The 20,174-nt window shown below is 43.4% G+C and carries 20 protein-coding genes; 11 read left to right on the forward strand and 9 right to left on the reverse strand.

Features of this window, described 5'->3' with window-relative positions; genetic code table 11:
- Window positions 1-7: 7 nt before the first annotated feature.
- The 5 genes from JMX63_RS00270 to dapD all read right to left on the reverse strand — a co-directional run bounded on the left by JMX63_RS00270 (window position 8) and on the right by dapD (window position 4,486).
- Window positions 8-673, reverse strand: a complete 666-nt coding sequence (locus tag JMX63_RS00270) for a trimeric intracellular cation channel family protein (RefSeq protein WP_057760888.1) — start codon at window positions 671-673, stop codon at window positions 8-10.
- A gap of 71 nt (window positions 674-744) precedes the next feature.
- Window positions 745-1,380, reverse strand: coding sequence for a trimeric intracellular cation channel family protein (locus tag JMX63_RS00275; protein ID WP_057760886.1), 636 nt, complete (start codon window positions 1,378-1,380; stop codon window positions 745-747).
- A 100-nt stretch (window positions 1,381-1,480) separates the two neighbouring features.
- Entirely contained in the window at window positions 1,481-2,632 is a 1,152-nt protein-coding gene (locus JMX63_RS00280; protein ID WP_201569855.1) for a multidrug resistance efflux transporter family protein, read from the reverse strand.
- Window positions 2,633-2,707: 75 nt separating this feature from the next.
- Window positions 2,708-3,439, reverse strand: coding sequence for a 7-carboxy-7-deazaguanine synthase QueE (gene queE, locus JMX63_RS00285; RefSeq protein ID WP_057760883.1), 732 nt, complete (start codon window positions 3,437-3,439; stop codon window positions 2,708-2,710).
- A 225-nt stretch (window positions 3,440-3,664) separates the two neighbouring features.
- Window positions 3,665-4,486 carry a 2,3,4,5-tetrahydropyridine-2,6-dicarboxylate N-succinyltransferase gene (gene dapD, locus JMX63_RS00290; protein ID WP_201569857.1) on the reverse strand — a complete coding sequence of 274 codons (822 nt, stop codon included), beginning with the start codon at window positions 4,484-4,486 and terminating at the stop codon, window positions 3,665-3,667.
- 59 nt (window positions 4,487-4,545) lie between these two features.
- Between dapD and JMX63_RS00295 the strand changes: the two genes are divergently transcribed.
- The gene (locus JMX63_RS00295) at window positions 4,546-4,746 is read left to right on the forward strand and encodes a hypothetical protein (RefSeq protein ID WP_201569859.1); all 201 of its coding nucleotides are present in this window, start codon (window positions 4,546-4,548) and stop codon (window positions 4,744-4,746) included.
- Here the strand turns inward: JMX63_RS00295 and JMX63_RS00300 are convergent.
- Complete coding sequence (locus JMX63_RS00300) at window positions 4,711-5,667, reverse strand: alpha/beta fold hydrolase (RefSeq protein ID WP_201569861.1); 957 nt, start codon at window positions 5,665-5,667, stop codon at window positions 4,711-4,713. The two genes, JMX63_RS00295 and JMX63_RS00300, sit on opposite strands and share 36 nt — an antisense overlap.
- 377 nt (window positions 5,668-6,044) lie before the next feature.
- Between JMX63_RS00300 and JMX63_RS00305 the strand changes: the two genes are divergently transcribed.
- The 7 genes from JMX63_RS00305 (at window position 6,045) to JMX63_RS00335 (ending at window position 13,207) form a co-directional block, all read left to right on the forward strand.
- Window positions 6,045-7,235: an FAD-dependent oxidoreductase gene (locus tag JMX63_RS00305; protein WP_201569863.1), complete on the forward strand. Its 1,191-nt coding sequence runs from the start codon at window positions 6,045-6,047 to the stop codon at window positions 7,233-7,235.
- A 250-nt stretch (window positions 7,236-7,485) separates the two neighbouring features.
- Entirely contained in the window at window positions 7,486-8,478 is a 993-nt protein-coding gene (arsS, locus tag JMX63_RS00310; protein WP_201569874.1) for an arsenosugar biosynthesis radical SAM (seleno)protein ArsS, read from the forward strand.
- A gap of 135 nt (window positions 8,479-8,613) precedes the next feature.
- Entirely contained in the window at window positions 8,614-9,435 is an 822-nt protein-coding gene (locus JMX63_RS00315; protein ID WP_201569876.1) for a DUF547 domain-containing protein, read from the forward strand.
- 45 nt (window positions 9,436-9,480) lie between these two features.
- Entirely contained in the window at window positions 9,481-10,185 is a 705-nt protein-coding gene (locus tag JMX63_RS00320; RefSeq protein WP_227673186.1) for a TIGR04283 family arsenosugar biosynthesis glycosyltransferase, read from the forward strand.
- A gap of 84 nt (window positions 10,186-10,269) precedes the next feature.
- Complete coding sequence (locus JMX63_RS00325) at window positions 10,270-10,932, forward strand: TIGR04282 family arsenosugar biosynthesis glycosyltransferase (RefSeq protein ID WP_227673187.1); 663 nt, start codon at window positions 10,270-10,272, stop codon at window positions 10,930-10,932.
- 381 nt (window positions 10,933-11,313) lie between these two features.
- A complete protein-coding gene (locus tag JMX63_RS00330) occupies window positions 11,314-12,357 on the forward strand; it encodes a methyltransferase domain-containing protein (protein WP_201569887.1) in 1,044 nt (347 codons plus the stop codon).
- A gap of 98 nt (window positions 12,358-12,455) precedes the next feature.
- Window positions 12,456-13,207 (forward strand): IS5 family transposase gene (locus JMX63_RS00335; protein WP_201569849.1). Its coding sequence is split into 2 segments (ribosomal slippage): window positions 12,456-12,663 and window positions 12,663-13,207, totalling 753 coding nucleotides; the frame shifts between segments, so codons are not numbered across the junction.
- Between the two features lie 151 nt (window positions 13,208-13,358).
- Here JMX63_RS00335 and mtnP read toward each other — a convergent pair.
- Window positions 13,359-14,252 carry an S-methyl-5'-thioadenosine phosphorylase gene (gene mtnP / locus JMX63_RS00340; protein WP_201569896.1) on the reverse strand — a complete coding sequence of 298 codons (894 nt, stop codon included), beginning with the start codon at window positions 14,250-14,252 and terminating at the stop codon, window positions 13,359-13,361.
- A 485-nt stretch (window positions 14,253-14,737) separates the two neighbouring features.
- Here mtnP and JMX63_RS00345 point away from each other — a divergent pair, with 485 nt between their 5' ends.
- The 3 genes from JMX63_RS00345 to JMX63_RS00355 are packed head-to-tail and all read left to right on the forward strand — an operon-like array spanning window position 14,738 to window position 18,312.
- Window positions 14,738-15,757, forward strand: a complete 1,020-nt coding sequence (locus tag JMX63_RS00345; RefSeq protein WP_201569904.1) for a TAXI family TRAP transporter solute-binding subunit — start codon at window positions 14,738-14,740, stop codon at window positions 15,755-15,757.
- Window positions 15,735-16,298 (forward strand): DUF1850 domain-containing protein, encoded by a 564-nt coding sequence (locus JMX63_RS00350; protein WP_201569906.1) that lies wholly within the window; start codon window positions 15,735-15,737, stop codon window positions 16,296-16,298. Before JMX63_RS00345 ends, JMX63_RS00350 begins: the two co-directional genes overlap by 23 nt.
- Before the next feature lie 10 nt (window positions 16,299-16,308).
- Complete coding sequence (locus tag JMX63_RS00355; RefSeq protein ID WP_201570228.1) at window positions 16,309-18,312, forward strand: TRAP transporter permease; 2,004 nt, start codon at window positions 16,309-16,311, stop codon at window positions 18,310-18,312.
- A gap of 144 nt (window positions 18,313-18,456) precedes the next feature.
- Here JMX63_RS00355 and lipA read toward each other — a convergent pair whose 3' ends face one another.
- Window positions 18,457-19,500: a lipoyl synthase gene (gene lipA / locus JMX63_RS00360; RefSeq protein WP_057760861.1), complete on the reverse strand. Its 1,044-nt coding sequence runs from the start codon at window positions 19,498-19,500 to the stop codon at window positions 18,457-18,459.
- A 148-nt stretch (window positions 19,501-19,648) separates the two neighbouring features.
- Entirely contained in the window at window positions 19,649-20,059 is a 411-nt protein-coding gene (locus JMX63_RS00365; RefSeq protein WP_057760859.1) for a carboxymuconolactone decarboxylase family protein, read from the reverse strand.
- Window positions 20,060-20,174: the final 115 nt, after the last annotated feature.

The raw sequence follows: 20,174 nt of genomic DNA on the forward strand, positions 1-20,174 counted from the left end.
CCTAGTATCAGTATTTCCACTCTAGTGTGGGGAACTGCCAATCGTAACGAATAGCAAGCATACGCAAAGTAAAAATCGTACTCATCGTAGAGATGTCAGCTACCCAATCTGTCACGCCTAAATTCTTTAGAGCAAAGTACAGCACGCCACCCGTCAACGCTGCCGTGATATAAATCTCTTGCTGTAGTACCAATGGAATCTCATTGCAAATCATATCGCGAATGATGCCACCAACCACGATAGTAATTACACCTAATAATAGCGCTACAGGCACATTGGCGCCCATACTGTCAGCGACTTTGATACCGATCAGTGTAAATGCTGACAGACCAATGGTGTCAGAAAGCTTGAGGAACTTATCCACTCGTCTAGAGTTTGGATGAAAAAATATCTGCATCGCTAGCGATGAAATCGTAATAAGGGTCAGATAGCTCATATCTACCATCCAAAATAACGGATGGCGATCGAGAATGACATCACGTACCGTGCCGCCGCCGATAGCAGTGACAATAGACACGAGAAGACAGCCGAAGACGTCGAAGTTTTTGTGCTTGGCAAGTATCGTGCCCGAAACGCTACAGGCGATAATGCCAATCATATCGAAGAAATATATCAAAGAGCGCGGGTCAAAAGTAGTGATCAGTACGGTAGGGTCCAATACGATAGCCAACATGGGCAGTTCTCACTATTTTCAATTATTGTCAGTCAAACAAAGGCTATCTACGTAGAGTCTTGCTCAATTAATCAGTTTACGAGTCGAATAGAAGGCAGATGCCAGTCGAATCTGAGCGCGAGCATACGAACTGCAAAGATCACAAACAGCATAATAAATTCGTTGAGACTGGCACCGACTCCGAAATACTGTAAGCATAAATAAGTCACAGACCCTGCGATACTGGCAGTAATATAAATCTCACGCTGTAGTACTAGCGGAATCTCATTACAAATGATATCACGTAGCAAACCACCGATAATGGCAGTCCAGACGCCCATCATAATAGCAATGAGGGGAGACATGTCTAGGGTTAAGGCCACCTTAAAACCAATGACACTAAAAGCGGCCAAACCAATGGCATCAAAGAGCTTTAACGCATTATCAATCTTATGATAAAGATGAAAGAAGATTTGTAAAATAAGAGAGGTCACCGTGATAACGATCACGTAATTAAGATCAGTCATCCAAAATAGAGGATGACGGTCGAGAGCCATATCACGTAAAGTACCACCGCCGATGGCATTGACCATCGCCACCAAGATACACCCAGCAATATCAAAGCCTTTATGCTGCGCAAGCAAAGTCCCTGCAATCGCGCAGGCAACAATGCCAACCATGTCCAATAAATATAATAGAATATCAGGAAAAATCAAAGCATTACCCATGGTTATAGTGCCAAATCGAGATCATCAAAGTGATAGGTGTTTTTTAGGTGGCTATTCAATGCATAACTGTGACGAAATGGGCGTAGTGTTATAGTGCCATTTAGCCGTCTTTTGCAAATAATATCAGCCCTACAATAATCAGCCCTATACCGACCAGTCCCATCGCCGAAGGTATGGCGTTATCTAACAATAATATACCCCCAATCAAAGCAAAGATAACTTCACTGGCTTGGGTTGAGTCAACGCCTGCAACCTCGCTTGAAGTAACAGCTTGCTCGCGCGCATACAAAAATATAGTGGTCGCTGCCACGCCTGCTAATAGAGCAACGAGCAACGTATTGATTATTTGTGAGGCGTGGGGCTGGTCAGGGCGCACTATAATGCCCAAAAACAGCCAAAATGGCAAACACCCAAGAGTCATTAGCCACACTTTGTTAAAGGCATTTTGCAGTAGCGTGGTTTCGATAGAAGGAATACGAGCAATTAGATTTTGTAGGGATGAGGTTGCCGCAGTGTTGTTACTTTGAAGTACGCTATCAATATCGGTGGCATCATATGTCGTAGCGGGCAAATCATAAGCTTCGGATATGAGCGGTTCACTCTGCTCACTGATATCAATACCAATACTAGCTTTTTGAGCGTTCAACTCTGCTGCCTTCTGTAATTCAGTATTGCGCCGGCGGGCATTATGAGAAGCCTGCCAAACCAGCTGGTTGCCAATTGGGTAGCTAAAAGCAGCGATAAGAGCAGGTAGCGCACCGTAAAGCAGCATGTCAGACATGGGGACGGTGTCGGTTATAGAAGCAGCATGCAGACCTTCGCTGATATTGACGAGCGCCACACCGATAAAGACAATGACAGCATATACGATAAATTTTTTATCAAAACGTTGACCAAATGCCAATAGCACAAGCAGACTGGTGACGACGGTAAACATAAAGGTAGCCGCTACTACCCATCCCGCAACATGATCTGCGGCATAGCAAATACCGGTGTAAAACAGTCCAAACCCAATACTGCCAGTAATGCACCAAAAGCCCCAATGCTGTAGAAAAATCATTATTAGCGCTTTAATACGACCAAAGCCATGTTGCATCGCAATAATGGCGGTGATAATCAATAGCATAAAGACATAGCGTAGACTCGCTGACCAAAACCAATGTCCACCTGCGCTACTCATAAGCTCATTTAAGATAAATGTCGAGCTAAAAAACGCACCTGCTAGCAAGCCCAGTAAAATGAGTTTGATCATACCGCTACCTTATCCATGGCACTCAACGTGTTCACACTTTTTGTTTGTTACTTGCTGATAATTACTTGCTGATAGTTACTTGCCTTTGGCATCTGCCCAGATGATCTTATGCAATTGCAGCTGAAAGCGAACTGGCAAGGCATCAGCCAACATCCACTCTGCTAGCTCGCGCGCCAATACAGGTACTTCAGGGCTAAGCTGTTCATCGACATCATCTGCGACGTTAAACATTGGAGAGAACCACACCGTGCCGACCAGTTCGTTTAGCTTATACTCGGTCAATTTAGCTTTTGCCCAGTCGTAATCTGTACGATTCATAATGACAAACTTGATTTGGTCATGCTGAGTGAGATAGTCGAGGTTTGACCATAGATTTTTATCGACTTCGCCTGAGCTTGGCGTTTTGAGATCCATTACCTTACTGACTGCTGCTGGCACGTTTTCTACCGTGAGTGCGCCTGCGGTCTCAAGGGATATCTCATACCCATCGCTCAGCAAACGTTTCATCAACTCAATGGCATTTGGCTGTGCTAATGGTTCACCACCAGTCAGACAGATGCGCTTGCACGGATAACCTTTGATGGTTTCTATGATGGTTTCTAATGATTGTCGTTCGCCGCCAGTAAAAGCATATTCGGTATCACAATAGACGCAGCGCAGCGGACAGCCTGTTAGACGTACAAATATCGTCGGCAAGCCTGAGGTGATTGCCTCACCTTGTAAGGAATAAAAAATCTCAGTCAGACGTAACCCTGCTTCAGGGTCAGTGACAGGGATAGCGGCGGTGCGTAATGATGATTCACTCATAATATTTCAAATACAGTTAAAGGTCGATAAGGCGATGAAGCGCTTATCAATCGTAATAAAAAGGCAGGGGATGGTACGAATGATTTTGTGTTTGTATAAAGACAAACTAAAAGAGGATTATAACGTAACGCGTTATATTAAGCTGCAAAAAAGATGCTGGAGTCATACTCCAGCATCTTCATATAAAACAATATTATTCAATAAACAACGGTACTTACCAAATATTTAGGCTAGGCGTAATAGCTCGTTTACTGATGTTTTTGCACGAGTTTGCGCGTCAACTTTTTTCACGATGATAGCGGCGTACAAGCTGTGCGTGCCATCTTCTGACGGTAAGCTACCTGGTACAACAACAGAACCTGCTGGTACACGACCACGATGAATCTCGCCAGTTTCGCGATCATAGATGCGCGTCGATTGACCGATATAGACACCCATAGAGATGACAGCGCCTTCTTCAACGATAACGCCTTCAACGATTTCAGAGCGTGCACCGATGAAGCAGTTGTCTTCGATGATAGTAGGGTTTGCTTGCAATGGCTCTAATACGCCGCCGATGCCAACGCCGCCTGATAGATGCACGTTTTTACCGATTTGAGCACATGAACCAACAGTCGCCCACGTATCAACCATCGCGCCTTGATCGACATAGGCACCGATGTTGACGTATGACGGCATCAATACTGCGCCTGCTGCGATGAATGAACCTTTACGAGCGACAGCTGGGGGTACAACGCGTACGCCTGCTTCTTTAAACTGTGCTTCAGTCCAATTAGCAAATTTAGTCGGTACTTTGTCATAGAACTGTACGTGTTCGCCAGCAGCTTGGACGTAGTTGTCGTTTAGACGGAAAGACAATAATACGGCTTTTTTGGCCCACTGATTGACAACCCATTCACCATCTTTCTTTTCTGCTACGCGCAGGCTACCGTTGTCTAGTTGCTCAAGTACTTGATTGATAGCATCACGCACGTCTTGTGGCATATTGGCTGGGCTGTATTCGTTGCGATTTTCAAATGCTTGTTCGATGGTTTGTTGTAATGACATAAAGGTTCCTAAAATGAATGAAAGGGAGGGTGATCTTAATGTTATGGTTAAAGGCTTATATGACCCAGCCTAAAGAAAACTCAAGGGGTGGCTTGGTCCAAAAACTTGCTTGCCGTATTGTCGCTAATTTGACCACTTTTAGCAAACGCGTTGAGGGTCTTATTGTGACAATATTGAATGAGTTGTTTCCAGGTATTCACTCAAAACAACTCATTGATCATGATTTAATCGTCTGTCGTGTTGGTCTCTATCCACTCTAAAATATCTTGATAAACGGTCTGCTTATCCTTTTCGTGCAGCACTTCATGACGCATATTAGGATACAGCTGAATATCGACATGACTGAAATGACGCTTGTCCAGACGCGTGACAACCCTACGTATACCGCGACCCATTTCACCAATCGGATCATCTTCACCGCTGATAAACAGCATCGGGAAGTTTTTGGCAATAGTGGTAGCCCAATTTTTATTTAGTCCAGTATCCATGAGCGTAAACAATGTCATAAAGCCATTATTGGTAAAGTCAAAACCAGTCTTAGGATCGGCTTCATAGGCTTCAATGTTTGCGGTATTTTCACTGAGCCACGCAAACTGTGAGGAAGAATTGCGATCAGATAGTTGGCTGTTAAGGACTTTGTTCATCACCTTGGCAAAAACTGTATTCGGTTGTCGTGGGGCGACTCTGGCCAGTAGCTTGTTAATAGGTAATAAAACCTTAGCCAGTGGGTTGGCGTCTGCGGAACCCATTAGAATGGCGCCTGTGAAATTATGCGCATGATGCTTGAGTACATTGCGCACGATAAATGAGCCCATCGAGTGACCCATCACAAAATGCGGGACGTCTGGATGACGCTCTTTTAGGCTATCGGCCATCACAATCACGTCTTTCAAAAGTGACTGTACTGGATGCTCTTCACCGAAAAACCCAAGATCGGCCTCAGTCTTGATAGTCTGTCCATGACCCAAATGGTCATAAGTCGCCACAGCGATACCATTATCTGCCAAAAACTGTGCAAAATCACTATAGCGACCGCTGTGCTCTGCCATGCCATGCACAATCAGTAAAGTCGCGCTAATCTCGACGTCTTTGCTATTTGGTTCAAAAAAATCATGGTGCAAGTAGTGAATATTGTCAGAAGACAAAATGTGATCGTTACTGGTATCGATATTGGTACTCATGTAATGTTCCTTGATTACTTATAATTTTCATTAACGGTTTTGATGATGTTTCTCAAATAATGGGTCAAGCAGCGCAATTTATCATGCGGCTCTTATACTGTCCTATTGTACTGGGCGATGATAAATAATTTCATCTTATTTTATGATTTTAATTCAGTTATACAAAATATCGTTCTACTAATAACGGTTGACGCAGTGACTATCGCTGAATCCGTATAAACCACATATAAGCCATTTACGCTCTTACTGTTCGCCCGCAACAGACTGGTCTTATTTATATGATACTTTTAAATGAGTTTTTAAAGTCATTTATATCAATCAACATCCCATCAAACACTAACAGCAACCAACCGCCAACCGCTTTGATAAAATCATCTATGACAAAATTTTTACCGAAAAAGATACTACTATTGGCAGGCGCAGGTCATGCTCACATTGGTATGTTGCGCCGACTTAGCGCCGCGCGTTTAAAGGATGCCGACACGATAGAGGCAGATATTCATTTAATTAGTGAGCAACCGCAAACCATCTATTCTGGCATGTTACCGGGTTGGATGGCAGGGCATTATCAGCTGCATGATATCAGTATCGATATCAAATCGCTTTGTGTGCGAGCAGGTGTGAGATTCATTCAGCAGTCGCTTGTAAAAGTAAACGCAGCGTCAAACAAGGTGGTTACGACTGGCGATGCACAAACGGATTTTGACTATGATGTCTTGTCTTTAAATACGGGCGCAGATACAGACATGCGTTGGCAACCTGACCACAATAGCTACAACGAGTACAGAAGCGATAATGACGATAACAATACTGGCGCTGCTAATACTAACGTGATTGCCATACGACCATTATCAACATTTATCACTCAATGGCAGCGGATTCTAAAGGCCGCTCAGCAGTCTGAAAAGTATCAATTGGCTATTATCGGAGCAGGTGCTGCGGCCATAGAATTGGTGATGGCAGCCCAAGTCGCGCTACGGAACATCAATCGTAATCATCAGGTGACATTAGTATGCGGTGAGAATCTATTGTCAGGGTTTAACTCAGGCTTTCGACAACGGGTTGTTCAGCAGTTACATCGTCATGACATTACGATAGTTCGAGAACGAGCGAGCGATTATCGTGACGGTAAATTATCAACTACGCATAAATCATTGTCCATCAATGCTGTCATCGCTGCGACTGGCGTCATAGGGTCGGCATGGACCGCTTCTACGGATTTGGATATAGAAGGTGATGGGTTTGTCGCGGTAAACGATAAGCAACAGAGCGTCTCTCATTCTAATGTGTTTGCGGTTGGTGATGTAGCGACACGAATCGATAAATACGTGGCGCACTCGGGGGTTCACTCGGTGCATGGTGGTGCTGTCGAAGCCGATAATCTATTGGCCTATCTGGGTGACAACGTAATGAGGAGTTATCAGCCAAAATCACGCACGCTATATCTGCTGTCTTGCGGTGACAAATACGCCATTGGTAGTTGGGGTAATGTAAACCTACAAGGCCGCTGGGTATGGCATCTCAAGAAGTATATCGATAAGCGTTTTATCGAAGTTAATAAGAATTGACGAAGCTGATAAGAACTAACGAAGGTTAATGCTCATTTAGAATAAACCATAAAATCCATATGATTAGTTGTCAATGCTTATTGATAATCAGGTATGATTGATTAGATAAACCGTAAAGTGAGCAATCAGGTTTTACGTTGTAAATCTTATAAATAAACAGTAAAAGCAATGCGCTATCTGTGTTTTCTAATCTTTAATGTCACGTTGCTATCCTTTTTTAGTTGTACTGCTAACAGGATTTTAGACCACCATGAAATCAACTATCGAGTTACTTGAGCATACTGATTTTCCAGCGATAAAACGACGTCAATTGACGATATTACAAGTCAATATGGGCTACTTATGCAATATGTCCTGTGTGCACTGTCATGTGGCTGCAAGCCCTTATCGTACTGAAATGATGTCACGTGAGTTGGTTGAGCTGATACCAGAGGTATTGCAAGCACAAAACATCGATACGCTTGATTTGACGGGCGGTGCGCCTGAAATGCATGAGGATTTTAAGTATTTGGTCACGGCCGCTCGGGCATTAGGTGTCAAAGTAATAGACCGCTGTAATCTGACCATTCTGATGGAAGAGGGTTATGAGGATATGGCGCAGTTTTTAGCAGACAATCAAGTGGAAGTGGTGGCTTCTTTGCCTTGCTATTCCCTAGAAAATGTAGATAAGCAGCGCGGTAAAGGCGCGTTTGACGACAGTATATTAGGATTGCAGAAGCTCAACAGCTTGGGGTACGGCAAGCCTGATTCAGATTTGACATTAAACTTGGTTTTCAATCCGCAAGGCGCGACGCTACCGCCCAATCAACAACAGCTTGAAGCCGACTATAAGCGGGAGTTAAAGGCGCACTTTGATATTGAGTTTAACCATTTATTTGCTCTAACAAATATGCCGATTCAGCGTTTTGGTGCGGTGCTATTGGCAAAAGACCAGTTCCATCCGTATATGGATTTGCTCAAAGCTAATTATATGGCTGCCAATTTGGCCGAGGTCATGTGCCGTTCGACCATTAGTGTCAATTGGTTGGGTGAGCTGTTTGATTGTGATTTCAATCAGCAGTTAGAGATACCTGTCCCCAACAAGTCACGGCGACACCTAAGTGATTTGTTAACGCAAAACCCTTCTGGTGATGATATTGCCATTGCTGACCACTGCTATGGTTGTACAGCAGGACAGGGCAGTAGTTGTGGCGGCGCGTTAGAAGAAGAGACGGTAGAGCCAGTGCTAGTAGACACGCCTTAGCTATTCTAATGTAAGCACTTTCAATATAAGCACTTTAAACATAGATGCTTTAAGCCTAAGTACTTTAAACATAGGTGCTTTTAGCATACATAAAAATTTAGATAAAAAACAATCAGTGTAAACGGAGTAAGTCCTATGTCAGTATTTAACTTTTCAGCGAAGACTTTTTTCGCCCAACCAGTGATTGCCACGACTATTTTATTAGCAAGCGTGGCTGCTCATGCTGACTTCAACCATCAGAGCTGGGATAGCTTACTAAATAAGCATGTGACCATGACCAATGGTGGCAAAGCTTCAGTGGTCAATTATGCTGGCATGAAAGCAGATCAAAGTAAGCTGACAAGCTATCTGGAAGCGACGAGCAAGGTATCTCAATCAGAGTTTAATCGTTGGAGTAAAAACGAGCAGTTGGCATTTTTAATCAACGTTTATAACGCTGGTACGGTTGATTTGGTATTGACGAAATATCCAAACGTCAAATCTATCAAAGATATCGGCGGACTGTTTGGGTCACCATGGAAGCAAGATTTTGTTTCGGTACTTGGTAAGACGCGCTCACTTGATGATATCGAGCACAACCTCATTCGTGGTTCTAAACGTTACAACGATCCGCGCATTCACTTTGCGGTCAATTGTGCCAGTATTGGTTGCCCTGCATTGCAAGATGATGCCTTTACCGGCAAGCGTTTAGACAGTCAATTAGAGCAGGCAACGTCTAAGTTTTTAGCAGACAGTAGCCGCAACAGTCTCAAAGGCGATACGCTAAGAGTGTCACCAATTTTTAAATGGTATAAAGAAGATTTTGCAACCAACTGGCGCAGTACAAAAGATTTGGCAGGGTTTCTAGGTCGTTATAGCTCGTCATTAGGATTGAGCAAAGCTCAGACAGCGGATATCAAACAAGGCAAGATAAAAATAATCTATACCGACTACAACTGGAATTTGAATAAAAAATAAGCCAGTTTTTAATCTTAATTGCTGATTAACGTGACGGTATATTCATTGAAACTCTCCATCATCATTCCGATATTAAATGAAGCGGATAACTTGACTAAGCTTGTGGCTCATATTATCCGTCTCAATCCAACACCGCAACAAGTGATATTGGTTGATGGTGGTTCAGTAGATGATTCGGTTACTGTCGCTAAAGAGATGCTCAAAAGTACAGAGATTGCTCAATCAGCTATCGACTGGCATATTATCGAATCTACGGTAGGGCGTGCACAGCAGATGAATGCGGGCGCTATGTTGGCAACAGGTGATATGTTGCTATTTTTACATGCCGATACCGAGCTGCCTGCTGACGCGATAGATAGCGTTCAGCAGGCAATAGCTCAGTACGATTGGGGACGTTTTGATGTCCGTTTAGATAGTCATGAGCCATTGTTAAAAATCGTCGGGTTCATGATAAATCAACGCTCGCGCTTAATGGGTATAGCCACTGGCGATCAAGCAATTTTTATCAAAAAGTCTTTGTTTGGGCGAATGCATGGCTATCCTGATCAGCCACTGATGGAAGATATCGAACTGTGTAAACGGCTAAAGAAAATTGCTCGACCAGCTTGTCTAAAAACTAAAGTCACGACCTCAGCGCGGCGTTGGCAGCAGCATGGTACATGGCGGACGATTTTTTTGATGTGGCAGTTGCGCTTTGATTATTGGCGAGGCGTATCGCCTAGCGTCTTAAAGCAACGCTACTATAATTAGTGAAGTTATTTGGTTTATCAACATGATAGACAAAAGAAGAAAGAGTTTGTCCTTGTACATTTGACCAATTGAGAGACCGTTATAGTGACAGCTGATTCATCTGCAAAACAGCAAGATATCTGCATCCTTCTGTTTGCAAAATATCCAGCGCCTAATAAGGCAAAGACTCGTTTGCAGCCAGCGTTAGGGGTAGATGGTGCTGCACGTATGGCGAGGCAACTATTACTGCATAGTATTGAGCAGGCTATTGATACGGGATTTTCCGTTGAGTTATGTATGAGTCCAGCACCAACAGATCCATGCTGGCAAACATTTGATTTGCCTGACTCATTGCGTTGGTCTGCGCAGGCTGATGGTGATTTGGGTTTGCGTATGTTGATAGCCAGTCAGCGCGTATTGCAACGTTTTGACAAGGTTGTGTTAATTGGTACGGACTGTCCTAGTCTTACGACAGTACGTATTCAGACAGCGATACAGCAGCTAAATCAACACGATGCGATCATGATTCCAGCGACTGATGGTGGTTATGTACTGCTAGGGTTTAGACAAGTTAATGAAAGCCTGTTTTCGGACATTGTTTGGAGTACGGCTAGTGTTGCTGCTGTTACCAAGCAGCGCATAGCGGCACTAGGTTGGACACTTGCACTATTTGATCCTTTGCACGATATTGATGAGCCTAAAGATCTAGTGCATTTACCGTCAGGCTGGCTAGATTCTCAACTCAATGTCAAAGTCGATAACGACTGATAGCTATAACGGATAATTGATAACTAGATCAACAAACTCACTAACGTAGCTGTATATTCTAAGATGATTTACTAGGATCTGTTGAACATTCAAATGTGGTGCTGGCAGTCACCATTTTTTAGACAATATGCAGTGAAATTTTTGACGCCTAGTCATTCTAGGTTAAACAATTTCGCCATATATTGGCAAAAAAGAGTACTGCCCTGAAAAGCTGATGCTAAAATCACCCCAAACGTTGTTGCAATCCTAGTTAAGGTCTCGACATTATCGTCGGTTTGCGCCTAGTTTGGTGCAATTTTAGCAACCAGCAGCTCTAATATTTGAATGTTCAACAGACCCTAATACTTTTAACTGGATGGCACATTCAATAAGGATATTGTTATGCATGACGTCGTGCAAAATTACTATGGGAAAGAGTTACAGAGTACCGATGATTTAAAGACCTCGGCTTGTTGTGATATTAGCAATATGCCTGAGTGGCTCAAGCCCTTACTCGCAAATATTCACGATGAAGTATTGAGTCGTTATTACGGCTGTGGTCTGGTGTGTCCAGCGCTGCTTGAAGGCTGCCGAATTTTAGATTTGGGCAGTGGTTCAGGCCGAGATGTCTATGCACTAGCACAATTAGTTGGCGAGAGTGGCCACGTAGTCGGTGTTGATATGACCGATGAGCAGCTAGCCGTTGCCAAACAGCACCAAGCTTATCATGTCGAGAATTTTGGTTATGACAATGTGACTTTTTTACATGGCTATATCGAGAAACTAGATGAACTAGACCTTGAGGCTAATAGCTTTGATATTATCGTCTCAAATTGTGTTATCAATCTATCACCAGATAAAGCTGCGGTCATGGCCAGTGTGCAGCGCTTACTGAAACCTGGTGGAGAGTTTTATTTTTCTGATGTCTATGCTGATCGCCGTATCCCGCAACATCTGATCGATGACCCAGTCTTATATGGAGAGTGTTTCAGCGGCGCATTGTACTGGAAAGATTTTACCCGTTTGTCACGAGATGCAGGGTTTTTAGACGTACGTTTGGTCGAGGATCGTCCGCTTGAGATTACAGATCCTGCTTTGGCGGCCAAAATTGGTGATATCCAGTTTTTCTCTGCAACTTACCGCTTATTTAAAATCGACTCGCTTGAGGATGCTTGCGAAGATCACGGACAAGCGGTGATATATAAAGGAACTATCGAGCAGTCCCCGCATCGGTTTGATTTAGATAAACATCATGCTATCGAAGCTGGTCGGGTATTCCCAGTATGTGGCAATACGTTTCGCATGCTGCAAGAATCACGCTTTGCGCCGCATTTTGAGTTTATCGGTGATTACAGTCGTCACTACGGTATTTTTGCAGGTTGCGGTGAGTTAATGCCATTTACTCAACCTATGGTGCTGGCAACTGGCTTGGGCGGTTGTTGCTGATATCAAAGTGATGTATTTAGGGCGTGTCTTCAATTGGATAAGCCCTAAATAATAGTTACAATACCGCATCTATTGAGTCGATGCGAGAAATACAAGTTATGGCAAGAAAAGCATTAACAGATACGCTTTGGGATCAATTGCAATCGACGATGATAAAGTACGGCTGCTATCAAACTCAAAACAGCCGAGAGATCATGGAAGCCATACTGTGGAAACTACGCACAGGGGCGCCTTGGCGTGACATACCTGAAGAATTATGTTCGTGGAAAACAGCCTATAGTCGTTTCAACCGCTGGTCGAAAACTGGCTTATGGGCGGATTTTTTTTTGGCTTACGAAAAGAAGTTGATACGGAATGGGTATTCACAGACGGAAGCTATGTTCGCTGTCATCAGCATGCAAGTGGAGCTCGGCGTGGTGAAGAGCGAGCAATTGGACAAAGCCGTGGCGGAGCAACTACAAAGATACACCTATCCTGTGATGCCGATGGATATCCGCTCCATTTTAAAATCACTGGGTGTGACGTCCACGACAGTCAAATTGCAGGTGAATTGATTGAGATGATTGGACAGGCAGATTACTTTATCGCTGATAAAGGCTATGACTCAGAGTGTATCAGAGACAAAGCTCGCAGCCATAATATGATACCTGTCGTTCCTAAAAGGAAGAACGCCAAACAGCCTAATCCAGAGTTTGATAGCTATTTGTACAAGCTGCGTCATCTTGTTGAAAATATGTTTGCAAGGCTTAAACACTTTCGTAGTATCGCCACTCGCTATGAGAAGTTAGCGCGTAATTTTAAGTCAATGCTTTATCTGGCGTGTACTATCGTTCATTGTAAGATGAATTGAAGACACGCCCTAGTATAAATTTCGAATATACATGCTAAATTATAGAAAAGGCCATTATTTTAGTTAATGGCCTTTTTTGACTTGATTGAAGTCAGATTAAGACTAAACCGATTAGAAGTAGTCAGTTTAAGATGGAGAGTAAATATCAAGATTACGCTAGCAAGGCGGCCAGTCTAATCTTGGTATGCTCGTCCATCGCATCTATAGGTGTGACTAGCGCTTGTGCGAGGGCATTGTGAGCGATTGAATCAGGCAGTTCAGCGGCAATCAAAGCCACGGCTTTCTGTATCACTTTTTGAGCATTGTCCGCATTTTTCATTAGGTTCTTTATCGCATAGTCGGCACTGACGGCTTCTTCCGTTGGATGCCAACAGTCGAAGTCTGTCACCAGAGCTAACGTGGCATAAGCAATACTGGCTTCACGTGCCAATTTGGCTTCTGGCATATTGGTCATGCCAATAACATCTGCCTGCATCTGACGATACCATTCTGACTCTGCCCGAGTTGAGAATTGAGGCCCTTCGATACAGACATAAGTCGCCTGTGGGTGACTAGTGCCTTCTGTAATATCCGCTTTGTCATAAGCGCGCGTCAAGATGTTTGCTAGGGCAGGGCATAGTGGGTCTGCCATCGACACATGGGCGACGGCACCTTCACCGAAGAACGTACTCACTCGCTGCTTGGTCATATCAATCATTTGATCAGGCACGACCATATCTAATGGCTTAAGATGCGCTTGCAATGAGCCAACAGCTGATACGGATACGATATAGCGTACCCCAAGCGTTTTTAGTGCATAAATATTGGCACGATAGGGCACTTCAGACGGGGTCAGTCTGTGGCCCTGACCATGCCGTGTTAGAAATGCGACTGTCACTCCCTCAAGCTCACCTAAGACAATATCATCAGATGGACTGCCATAAGGCGTCTGTATCGTCACACTGCGTTTGTTGGTCAGCGATGACATTTGGTAGAGACCGCTGCCACCGATGATAGCAATATCAGCAGATAACGTTGCCAGTACTTCCGTGTGGGGTATTGTCATAAGGACTATCCGAATGGGTTAATAAAAGAGAGACACAGACTAGTGCCATGTAACATCCTGAACCAAAAAATAGCTCAGATAAAATATAGCAGAACTTTTGTCCTTATAGTTATAAATTGAGATAGTTATAAATAGAGAATTCTCATTAATTTGCTATATCTAAAGATTCCTAAGAAATAATGCGATATGACAATATTTTTCAGATATCGATAAAGGTTTACAATAGCGACAATTTTTGTTTTAATATTTATTAAATGAAACTTTGTTTCGCATAGCAAAACATACATATATATATTAGTACAATTGATGAATGACCTATATTTTCTCTAATAGCTTTAAATATAAGGTATTGAAAGAAAAAGAGAAAGTAAGCTAAGGTTTATTTATTGACAGAATTGCTATATTATTACTCGTCTGTAACGTATTTATGTATAAATACGGATATTGTTAAACGTATAAAACCGATTACTTCAAGGATGAATTCAATGCTTAATTCTTTAAAATCCCCATTACTTTTGTCAGCTATGTTGAGTGCTGCCTTAGGTCTAACTGCATGCTCATCTCCAAGCTCAGAGGGCAGTGATACTGCATCTGCAGATAGTGCGGCAACAGATACTGCAGTAGATAAGCTTGATACTAAGTTTTTGACCATCGCTACTGGCGGCGCGTCTGGCCCTTACAACATCATTGGTACTTCATTGTCTGAAGTCTATGTCAAAACCTTTGGCGTAAACTCAAAAACTCAAACCACTGGCGCATCAGTTGAAAACGTCAATCTATTGACTCAAGGCAAGGTCGACATGGTCTTGGCACTGAGTGACGTGGTGACGGATGCTGTCGAAGGTAAAAACAACTTTGAGCAGCCAATCACTAACATTCAGCAGATTGCTGTTTTGTACCCTAATGTGGTGCAAATCGTGACCTCGAAAAAATCTGGTATCAAAAATATTGAAGATTTGCGAGGCAAGCGCATTGCTGTAGGCGATCAAGGTTCTGGTACTGAAGTCAATGCTCGTACTTTACTAGAAGGGTTTGGTATCACATATGATGATGTCACCGTTGATTATCTAGGCTTTGCTGAAGCTGCTGATGGTATGAAAGCAGGTAAGATTGAAGCGGCATTCTTTAGTAGTGGCCTACCAAACTCATCTTTGATGGAGCTAGAGCAAGGCTTAGATTTACAGATTGTCACTATCAACCAAGACAAGCTAAAAGAAATCATTGCGACCAAGCCTTACTTCAAAACCTTTGAGATTCCTGCTGGCACTTATGGCAACGAAACAGCTGTACCAACTGCAGCGATCATGAATGCATTACTAGTTAGCTCTGACCTCTCTGAAGCGGATGGTTATAAACTAACAAAAGCATTGTTTGATAATTTAGATGGTCTAAAAACAGCTCACCAAGCGGCCAATGATATCAGTCTAGAAACCGCTCGTGATGGCATGGTAGCCCCAATCCATCCTGGAGCTAAAAAGTACTATGACGAACAAGCAGCCAAGTAATTCATTATGGTTATCAACTGGCGCGGCATTTATTGCAGCGCTGGTTTTTTTTACGCTATGGTTAGGCTCTACGCTTCAGTTTGTCGTTGAAGTGCGAGTCGCAGGCGTAGACGGTGCTGATGATAAGGTTTGTTACTTCACTGAGCCTGACTTTCAGCTACATTGGATACATTCTGTAGAAAAACAGTGGTGGGAAGAGCAGTATCAACGCATAGACGGCAGCAGTACAGAAGGTGCGGAGCTGTTACTGACCACGACCTATTTTGAAGCGTTCGGTGCAGGGACGCCCTCCACCGAAATGCTCGCTCCTATACAAAAGCCTGGCTATCTGGGTTATCAAATCAACGAAAAATTGCCTCGCCTTAATTGGGTCGTATCCAGACTGACCAAAGGTGAAATGGATTATGGTGGTCATCGTTTCTTGATTCACCAGTGGGTGTCAGACTATTCTGAAGTGGTGATCATGCCTAAGACGTATGATTTAATTGATAGATTTAAAAAGGACTTTTGTCATGAACTCCCAAGTGACGGATCAAGGTAGTGTGACTACCATGCCAGATGCTCAAGTTGATAACGATGCTGAGGCGGATGCGGTCAACCGAGCAGTATTGGAAAAATATGACCGAGAGTCAATCACGCGTCATATCACTCAAGGACCAGTAAAGTATTTTATTGCTGGCATTTGTATACTCTATTCACTGTTTCATTTATATATCACTTTTAATCCAATGCCAGCACTGTTACAGCGCTCTGTACACGTGGGTGTTGGTTTTGCCTTAATATTTTTGATATTTCCTGCTAGCAAAAAAAGTAGCCGAAAAAGTGTGGCATGGTATGACTGGATTTGGTTTGCTCTGTCTCTATCCGGTATGGGCTATCTCATCTATGAGTATCAAGATATTGTCACCTCGCGTGGCGGTATGGCCAATCAGGTCGATGTGATATTTTCCTTAATTACGGTAGTCTGCGTACTAGAAGGCAGTCGCCGTATCACTGGTTGGATTTTACCAATCTTGGCCGGCATATTTTTGGCCTATCCATTTGTTAGTCATTTAGATTTTATGCCTGACAGGCTTTTGACTCGCCCTTATGATATGGGTGATATCTTTGGTCAATTATTCTTAAAAACGGAAGGTCTATACTCTGTTGCGATTGGTGCATCGGTCACCTTTATCTTCTTATTCATTCTGTTTGGTGCGTTCTTAGCACGTTCAGGAATGGGGCAGTTATTTAATGATTTGGCATTGGCCATCGCTGGTCATAAAAAGGGCGGACCTGCAAAAGTAGCAGTCATCTCTAGTGGCTTTATGGGCAGTATCAATGGCTCAGCTTTATCAAATGTGGTTAGTACGGGTGCCTTTACTATTCCGTTAATGAAGAAGGTCGGCTATCACAAAGATTTCGCAGGTGCAGTTGAAGCCAGTGCCTCGGTTGGTGGACAGATTTTGCCTCCGATTATGGGTGCTAGTGCTTTCATTATGGCTGAGACAACAGGCTTGCCGTATAGCACGATTGCCTTAGCAGCATTATTGCCAGCGATATTATACTATTTAGGCGTCATTGCGCAGGTGCATTTCCGTGCTGGACGTCGAGATCTAAAAGGTATTGCTAAAGAAAATTTACCAGCGGTAAAAGAAGTATTAAAAGCCCGCGGTCACATGCTATTGCCCATTGTCTTTTTGATTTTCTTATTGATCAGAAACGTACCTGTGGGATATGCAGCAGCTTATACCATTGGCTTTACCGTTGTGATCAGTATGCTACGTGCCGAAACTCGCATGAGCTTTTCTGATATTTTGGGTGCATTAGAAGATGGTGCGCGCCAGTCATTAGCGGTCATGGCTGCTTGTGCGGTCGTTGGTATTATCATTGGGGTTGTGAGTCTGACCAGTTTTGGTACGGTAATGACGTCCTCTATCGTCACGCTAGGCGCAGGATCACTATTCTTTACGCTTATCTTAACGATGTTAGCATCTATGGTTTTGGGCATGGGACTGCCATCTATTCCTGCCTATATCATTACGGCGACGATGGCTGCGCCAGCATTGGCCGGTTTTGATATTCCAATCTTGTCAGCGCACATGTTTGTTTTTTATTTTGGTATCTTTGCCAATATTACACCGCCTGTGTGTCTTGCAGCCTTTGCGGGTGCAGGTATATCCGGTGGTGATCCGATGAAAACAGGGTTCTTGTCCCTCAAGCTTGCTCTCGCGGGATTCATCGTGCCGTTTATGTTTATCTATAATCCAACGATGTTGATGATAGATCCAACTGGCCTGGCAGTCACGGCAAAAGATTTCCCGCTGCCACCTATTTTAGATATCATTACAGTGGTAGTGACTTCGGTGACGGGTGTTATTGCGCTGAGCTCAGCACTTGAAGGGTACTTTAGAGGCAGTATGAATACGGTGACTCGTGTCATCTTAGCTATTGGTGCTTTGCTATTGATTTATCCTGAGATTACGACTGGTATCGCAGGTGGTATTATTGTCCTCGGTATTGCTGTATTCAATATAAAAACAGCTGGAAAGCCAACGCCTACTTTAACCGTGTAAAGCATTGGGTTTAATCATTCGTAAGTCTAACAAAGTTCAAAAAAAGGGTGAATAACAAATTTGTTATTCACCCTTTTTAATATTCTTAAGAAATGTTTTAGCGACTGCTGTTCGCAACTACTTTCACATCACTTTATTACTAAATTAGCAGCCAAGTTTGCCTTCAGCTTCTAATGCTTTTTTGCTACGGATAGGTGCTGGGCAATCTTCGCCATAGTACTGACGATCGGCAAAGTAGCTTGAGCGTACCATTGGGCCTGCCCAAATGCTAAAGAAGCCGATTTTTTTGCCGTAGTCCATATAGCGTTGGAACTCATCTGGATGGACATAACGATCAACAGGGGCGTGGTTTTTGCTAGGCTGTAGATACTGACCAATCGTGATCATATCCACGTCATGCGCTTTTAGATCATCAAGTAGCGCATAGATCTCTTCTTCTGTCTCACCAAGACCAACCATAAAGCCGCACTTGGTGGCGATATCAGGACGACGCTCTTTATAAATCTTAAGCAAATCTAGCGAATGCTGATAATCAGAACCTGGACGGAATGCTTTGTATAGACGTGGCACCGTTTCGATGTTGTGGTTAAACACATCTGGTGCAGTCTCTGTCAATAAATCCAATGCAATATCCATACGACCACGGAAATCTGGTACTAGGATTTCAATCAAGCAGTTTGGGCTAAGTGCTCTTGACTCGTTTAGCACTTCTACAAAATGTCCCGCACCGCCGTCTTTTAGATCATCGCGATCGACAGAGGTGATTACGGCATACTTAAGCTGTAGACCTTGAATGGTCTCAGCGGTATGACGCGGCTCATCCTTGTCTAGCTCATTAGGACGACCATGACCTACATCACAGAACGGGCAGCGACGCGTACAGATATCACCCATGATCATAAAGGTGGCTGTACCATCAGCGAAGCACTGTGGCAGGTTAGGGCAGGCTGCTTCTTCACAGACGGTATAAAGCTTTTGCTCACGCAAGGTTGCTTTGATACGAGCGACTTCAGCAGGCGAGGACATTTTTACCCGAATCCAATCAGGCTTTTTCTTTGCCTCGACAGTCGGGATCACCTTAATTGGGATACGGGCAACTTTGTCATAGCCACGCAGCTTTTCGCCTTGGATGGCTTTTTTTGGTTTGGCCTTAGCAGCAGGTACATGTGTTTGTACGGCAGTTGTCATAATGGAGTTATCTCTTAACCCTTTATATTATAAGGGTTTATGGAATTATCAGAATGTTTTATGAGTGCAGATATTATAGCAGAAATTTGGTCGTCAATTTTTAAACAATATTGTTAAGATTACTATGATTGCTCGGACGACCATAGTTTTAAATATCTATATCGATTTCCAACTCATTCAGTATATCTATGGCAGCGCGAAACGCTTCTTGAGTAGCAGGTGCACCGCAGTACGGCAAGCTGTGCATGAGCACTTCTCTAATCTCGGCGACACTGGCCCCGTTGTTAATGGCACCGCGTATATGACCTTTCAACTCATTTGGGCTTTTTTGAGCAATTAAAAAGGCAATAGTGATTAATGAGCGATACTTGCGTGGTAATACTGAGTCATCTTGCCAAGTGCTGCCCCAAGCGTGTTCAATAATCCAGTCTTGCAGCGGTTGGGTAAATCCTGTGGCCGCATCAAGCGAGCGTTTGACATGCTGCTCACCCATCACCTCAGTGCGTACCTTGAGACCATTATCATAGTTAGGATTGTTGTCCGTATTGCTATCAGTCATATCGTCGTCCTTAATATTTTTACCAAAATGTTTTTACCAAATCGACTACTAATCAATCGACTATTAATAAATCTAAGTTGCTACATTTCTTTAAGCTGAATTCTATCGAAGTTGT

The organism is Psychrobacter nivimaris (assembly GCF_904846365.1).
GTDB classification, from domain to species: Bacteria; Pseudomonadota; Gammaproteobacteria; order Pseudomonadales; family Moraxellaceae; genus Psychrobacter; species Psychrobacter nivimaris_B.

Excerpts from the sequence above, each read along its gene's own strand:
- JMX63_RS00345 (WP_201569904.1), top strand. The coding sequence starts at position 14,738 with ATGCTTAATTCTTTAAAATCCCCATTACTTTTGTCAGCTATGTTGAGT.
- JMX63_RS00295 (WP_201569859.1), top strand. The coding sequence starts at position 4,546 with ATGACCCAGCCTAAAGAAAACTCAAGGGGTGGCTTGGTCCAAAAACTT.
- JMX63_RS00350 (WP_201569906.1), top strand. The coding sequence starts at position 15,735 with ATGACGAACAAGCAGCCAAGTAATTCATTATGGTTATCAACTGGCGCG.
- lipA (WP_057760861.1), bottom strand. The coding sequence starts at position 19,500 with ATGACAACTGCCGTACAAACACATGTACCTGCTGCTAAGGCCAAACCA.
- mtnP (WP_201569896.1), bottom strand. The coding sequence starts at position 14,252 with ATGACAATACCCCACACGGAAGTACTGGCAACGTTATCTGCTGATATT.
- JMX63_RS00330 (WP_201569887.1), top strand. The coding sequence starts at position 11,314 with ATGCATGACGTCGTGCAAAATTACTATGGGAAAGAGTTACAGAGTACC.
- queE (WP_057760883.1), bottom strand. The coding sequence starts at position 3,439 with ATGAGTGAATCATCATTACGCACCGCCGCTATCCCTGTCACTGACCCT.
- JMX63_RS00275 (WP_057760886.1), bottom strand. The coding sequence starts at position 1,380 with ATGGGTAATGCTTTGATTTTTCCTGATATTCTATTATATTTATTGGAC.
- dapD (WP_201569857.1), bottom strand. The coding sequence starts at position 4,486 with ATGTCATTACAACAAACCATCGAACAAGCATTTGAAAATCGCAACGAA.
- arsS (WP_201569874.1), top strand. The coding sequence starts at position 7,486 with ATGAAATCAACTATCGAGTTACTTGAGCATACTGATTTTCCAGCGATA.
- JMX63_RS00300 (WP_201569861.1), bottom strand. The coding sequence starts at position 5,667 with ATGAGTACCAATATCGATACCAGTAACGATCACATTTTGTCTTCTGAC.
- JMX63_RS00280 (WP_201569855.1), bottom strand. The coding sequence starts at position 2,632 with ATGATCAAACTCATTTTACTGGGCTTGCTAGCAGGTGCGTTTTTTAGC.
- JMX63_RS00365 (WP_057760859.1), bottom strand. The coding sequence starts at position 20,059 with ATGACTGATAGCAATACGGACAACAATCCTAACTATGATAATGGTCTC.
- JMX63_RS00355 (WP_201570228.1), top strand. The coding sequence starts at position 16,309 with ATGCCAGATGCTCAAGTTGATAACGATGCTGAGGCGGATGCGGTCAAC.
- JMX63_RS00315 (WP_201569876.1), top strand. The coding sequence starts at position 8,614 with ATGTCAGTATTTAACTTTTCAGCGAAGACTTTTTTCGCCCAACCAGTG.
- JMX63_RS00270 (WP_057760888.1), bottom strand. The coding sequence starts at position 673 with ATGTTGGCTATCGTATTGGACCCTACCGTACTGATCACTACTTTTGAC.
- JMX63_RS00305 (WP_201569863.1), top strand. The coding sequence starts at position 6,045 with ATGACAAAATTTTTACCGAAAAAGATACTACTATTGGCAGGCGCAGGT.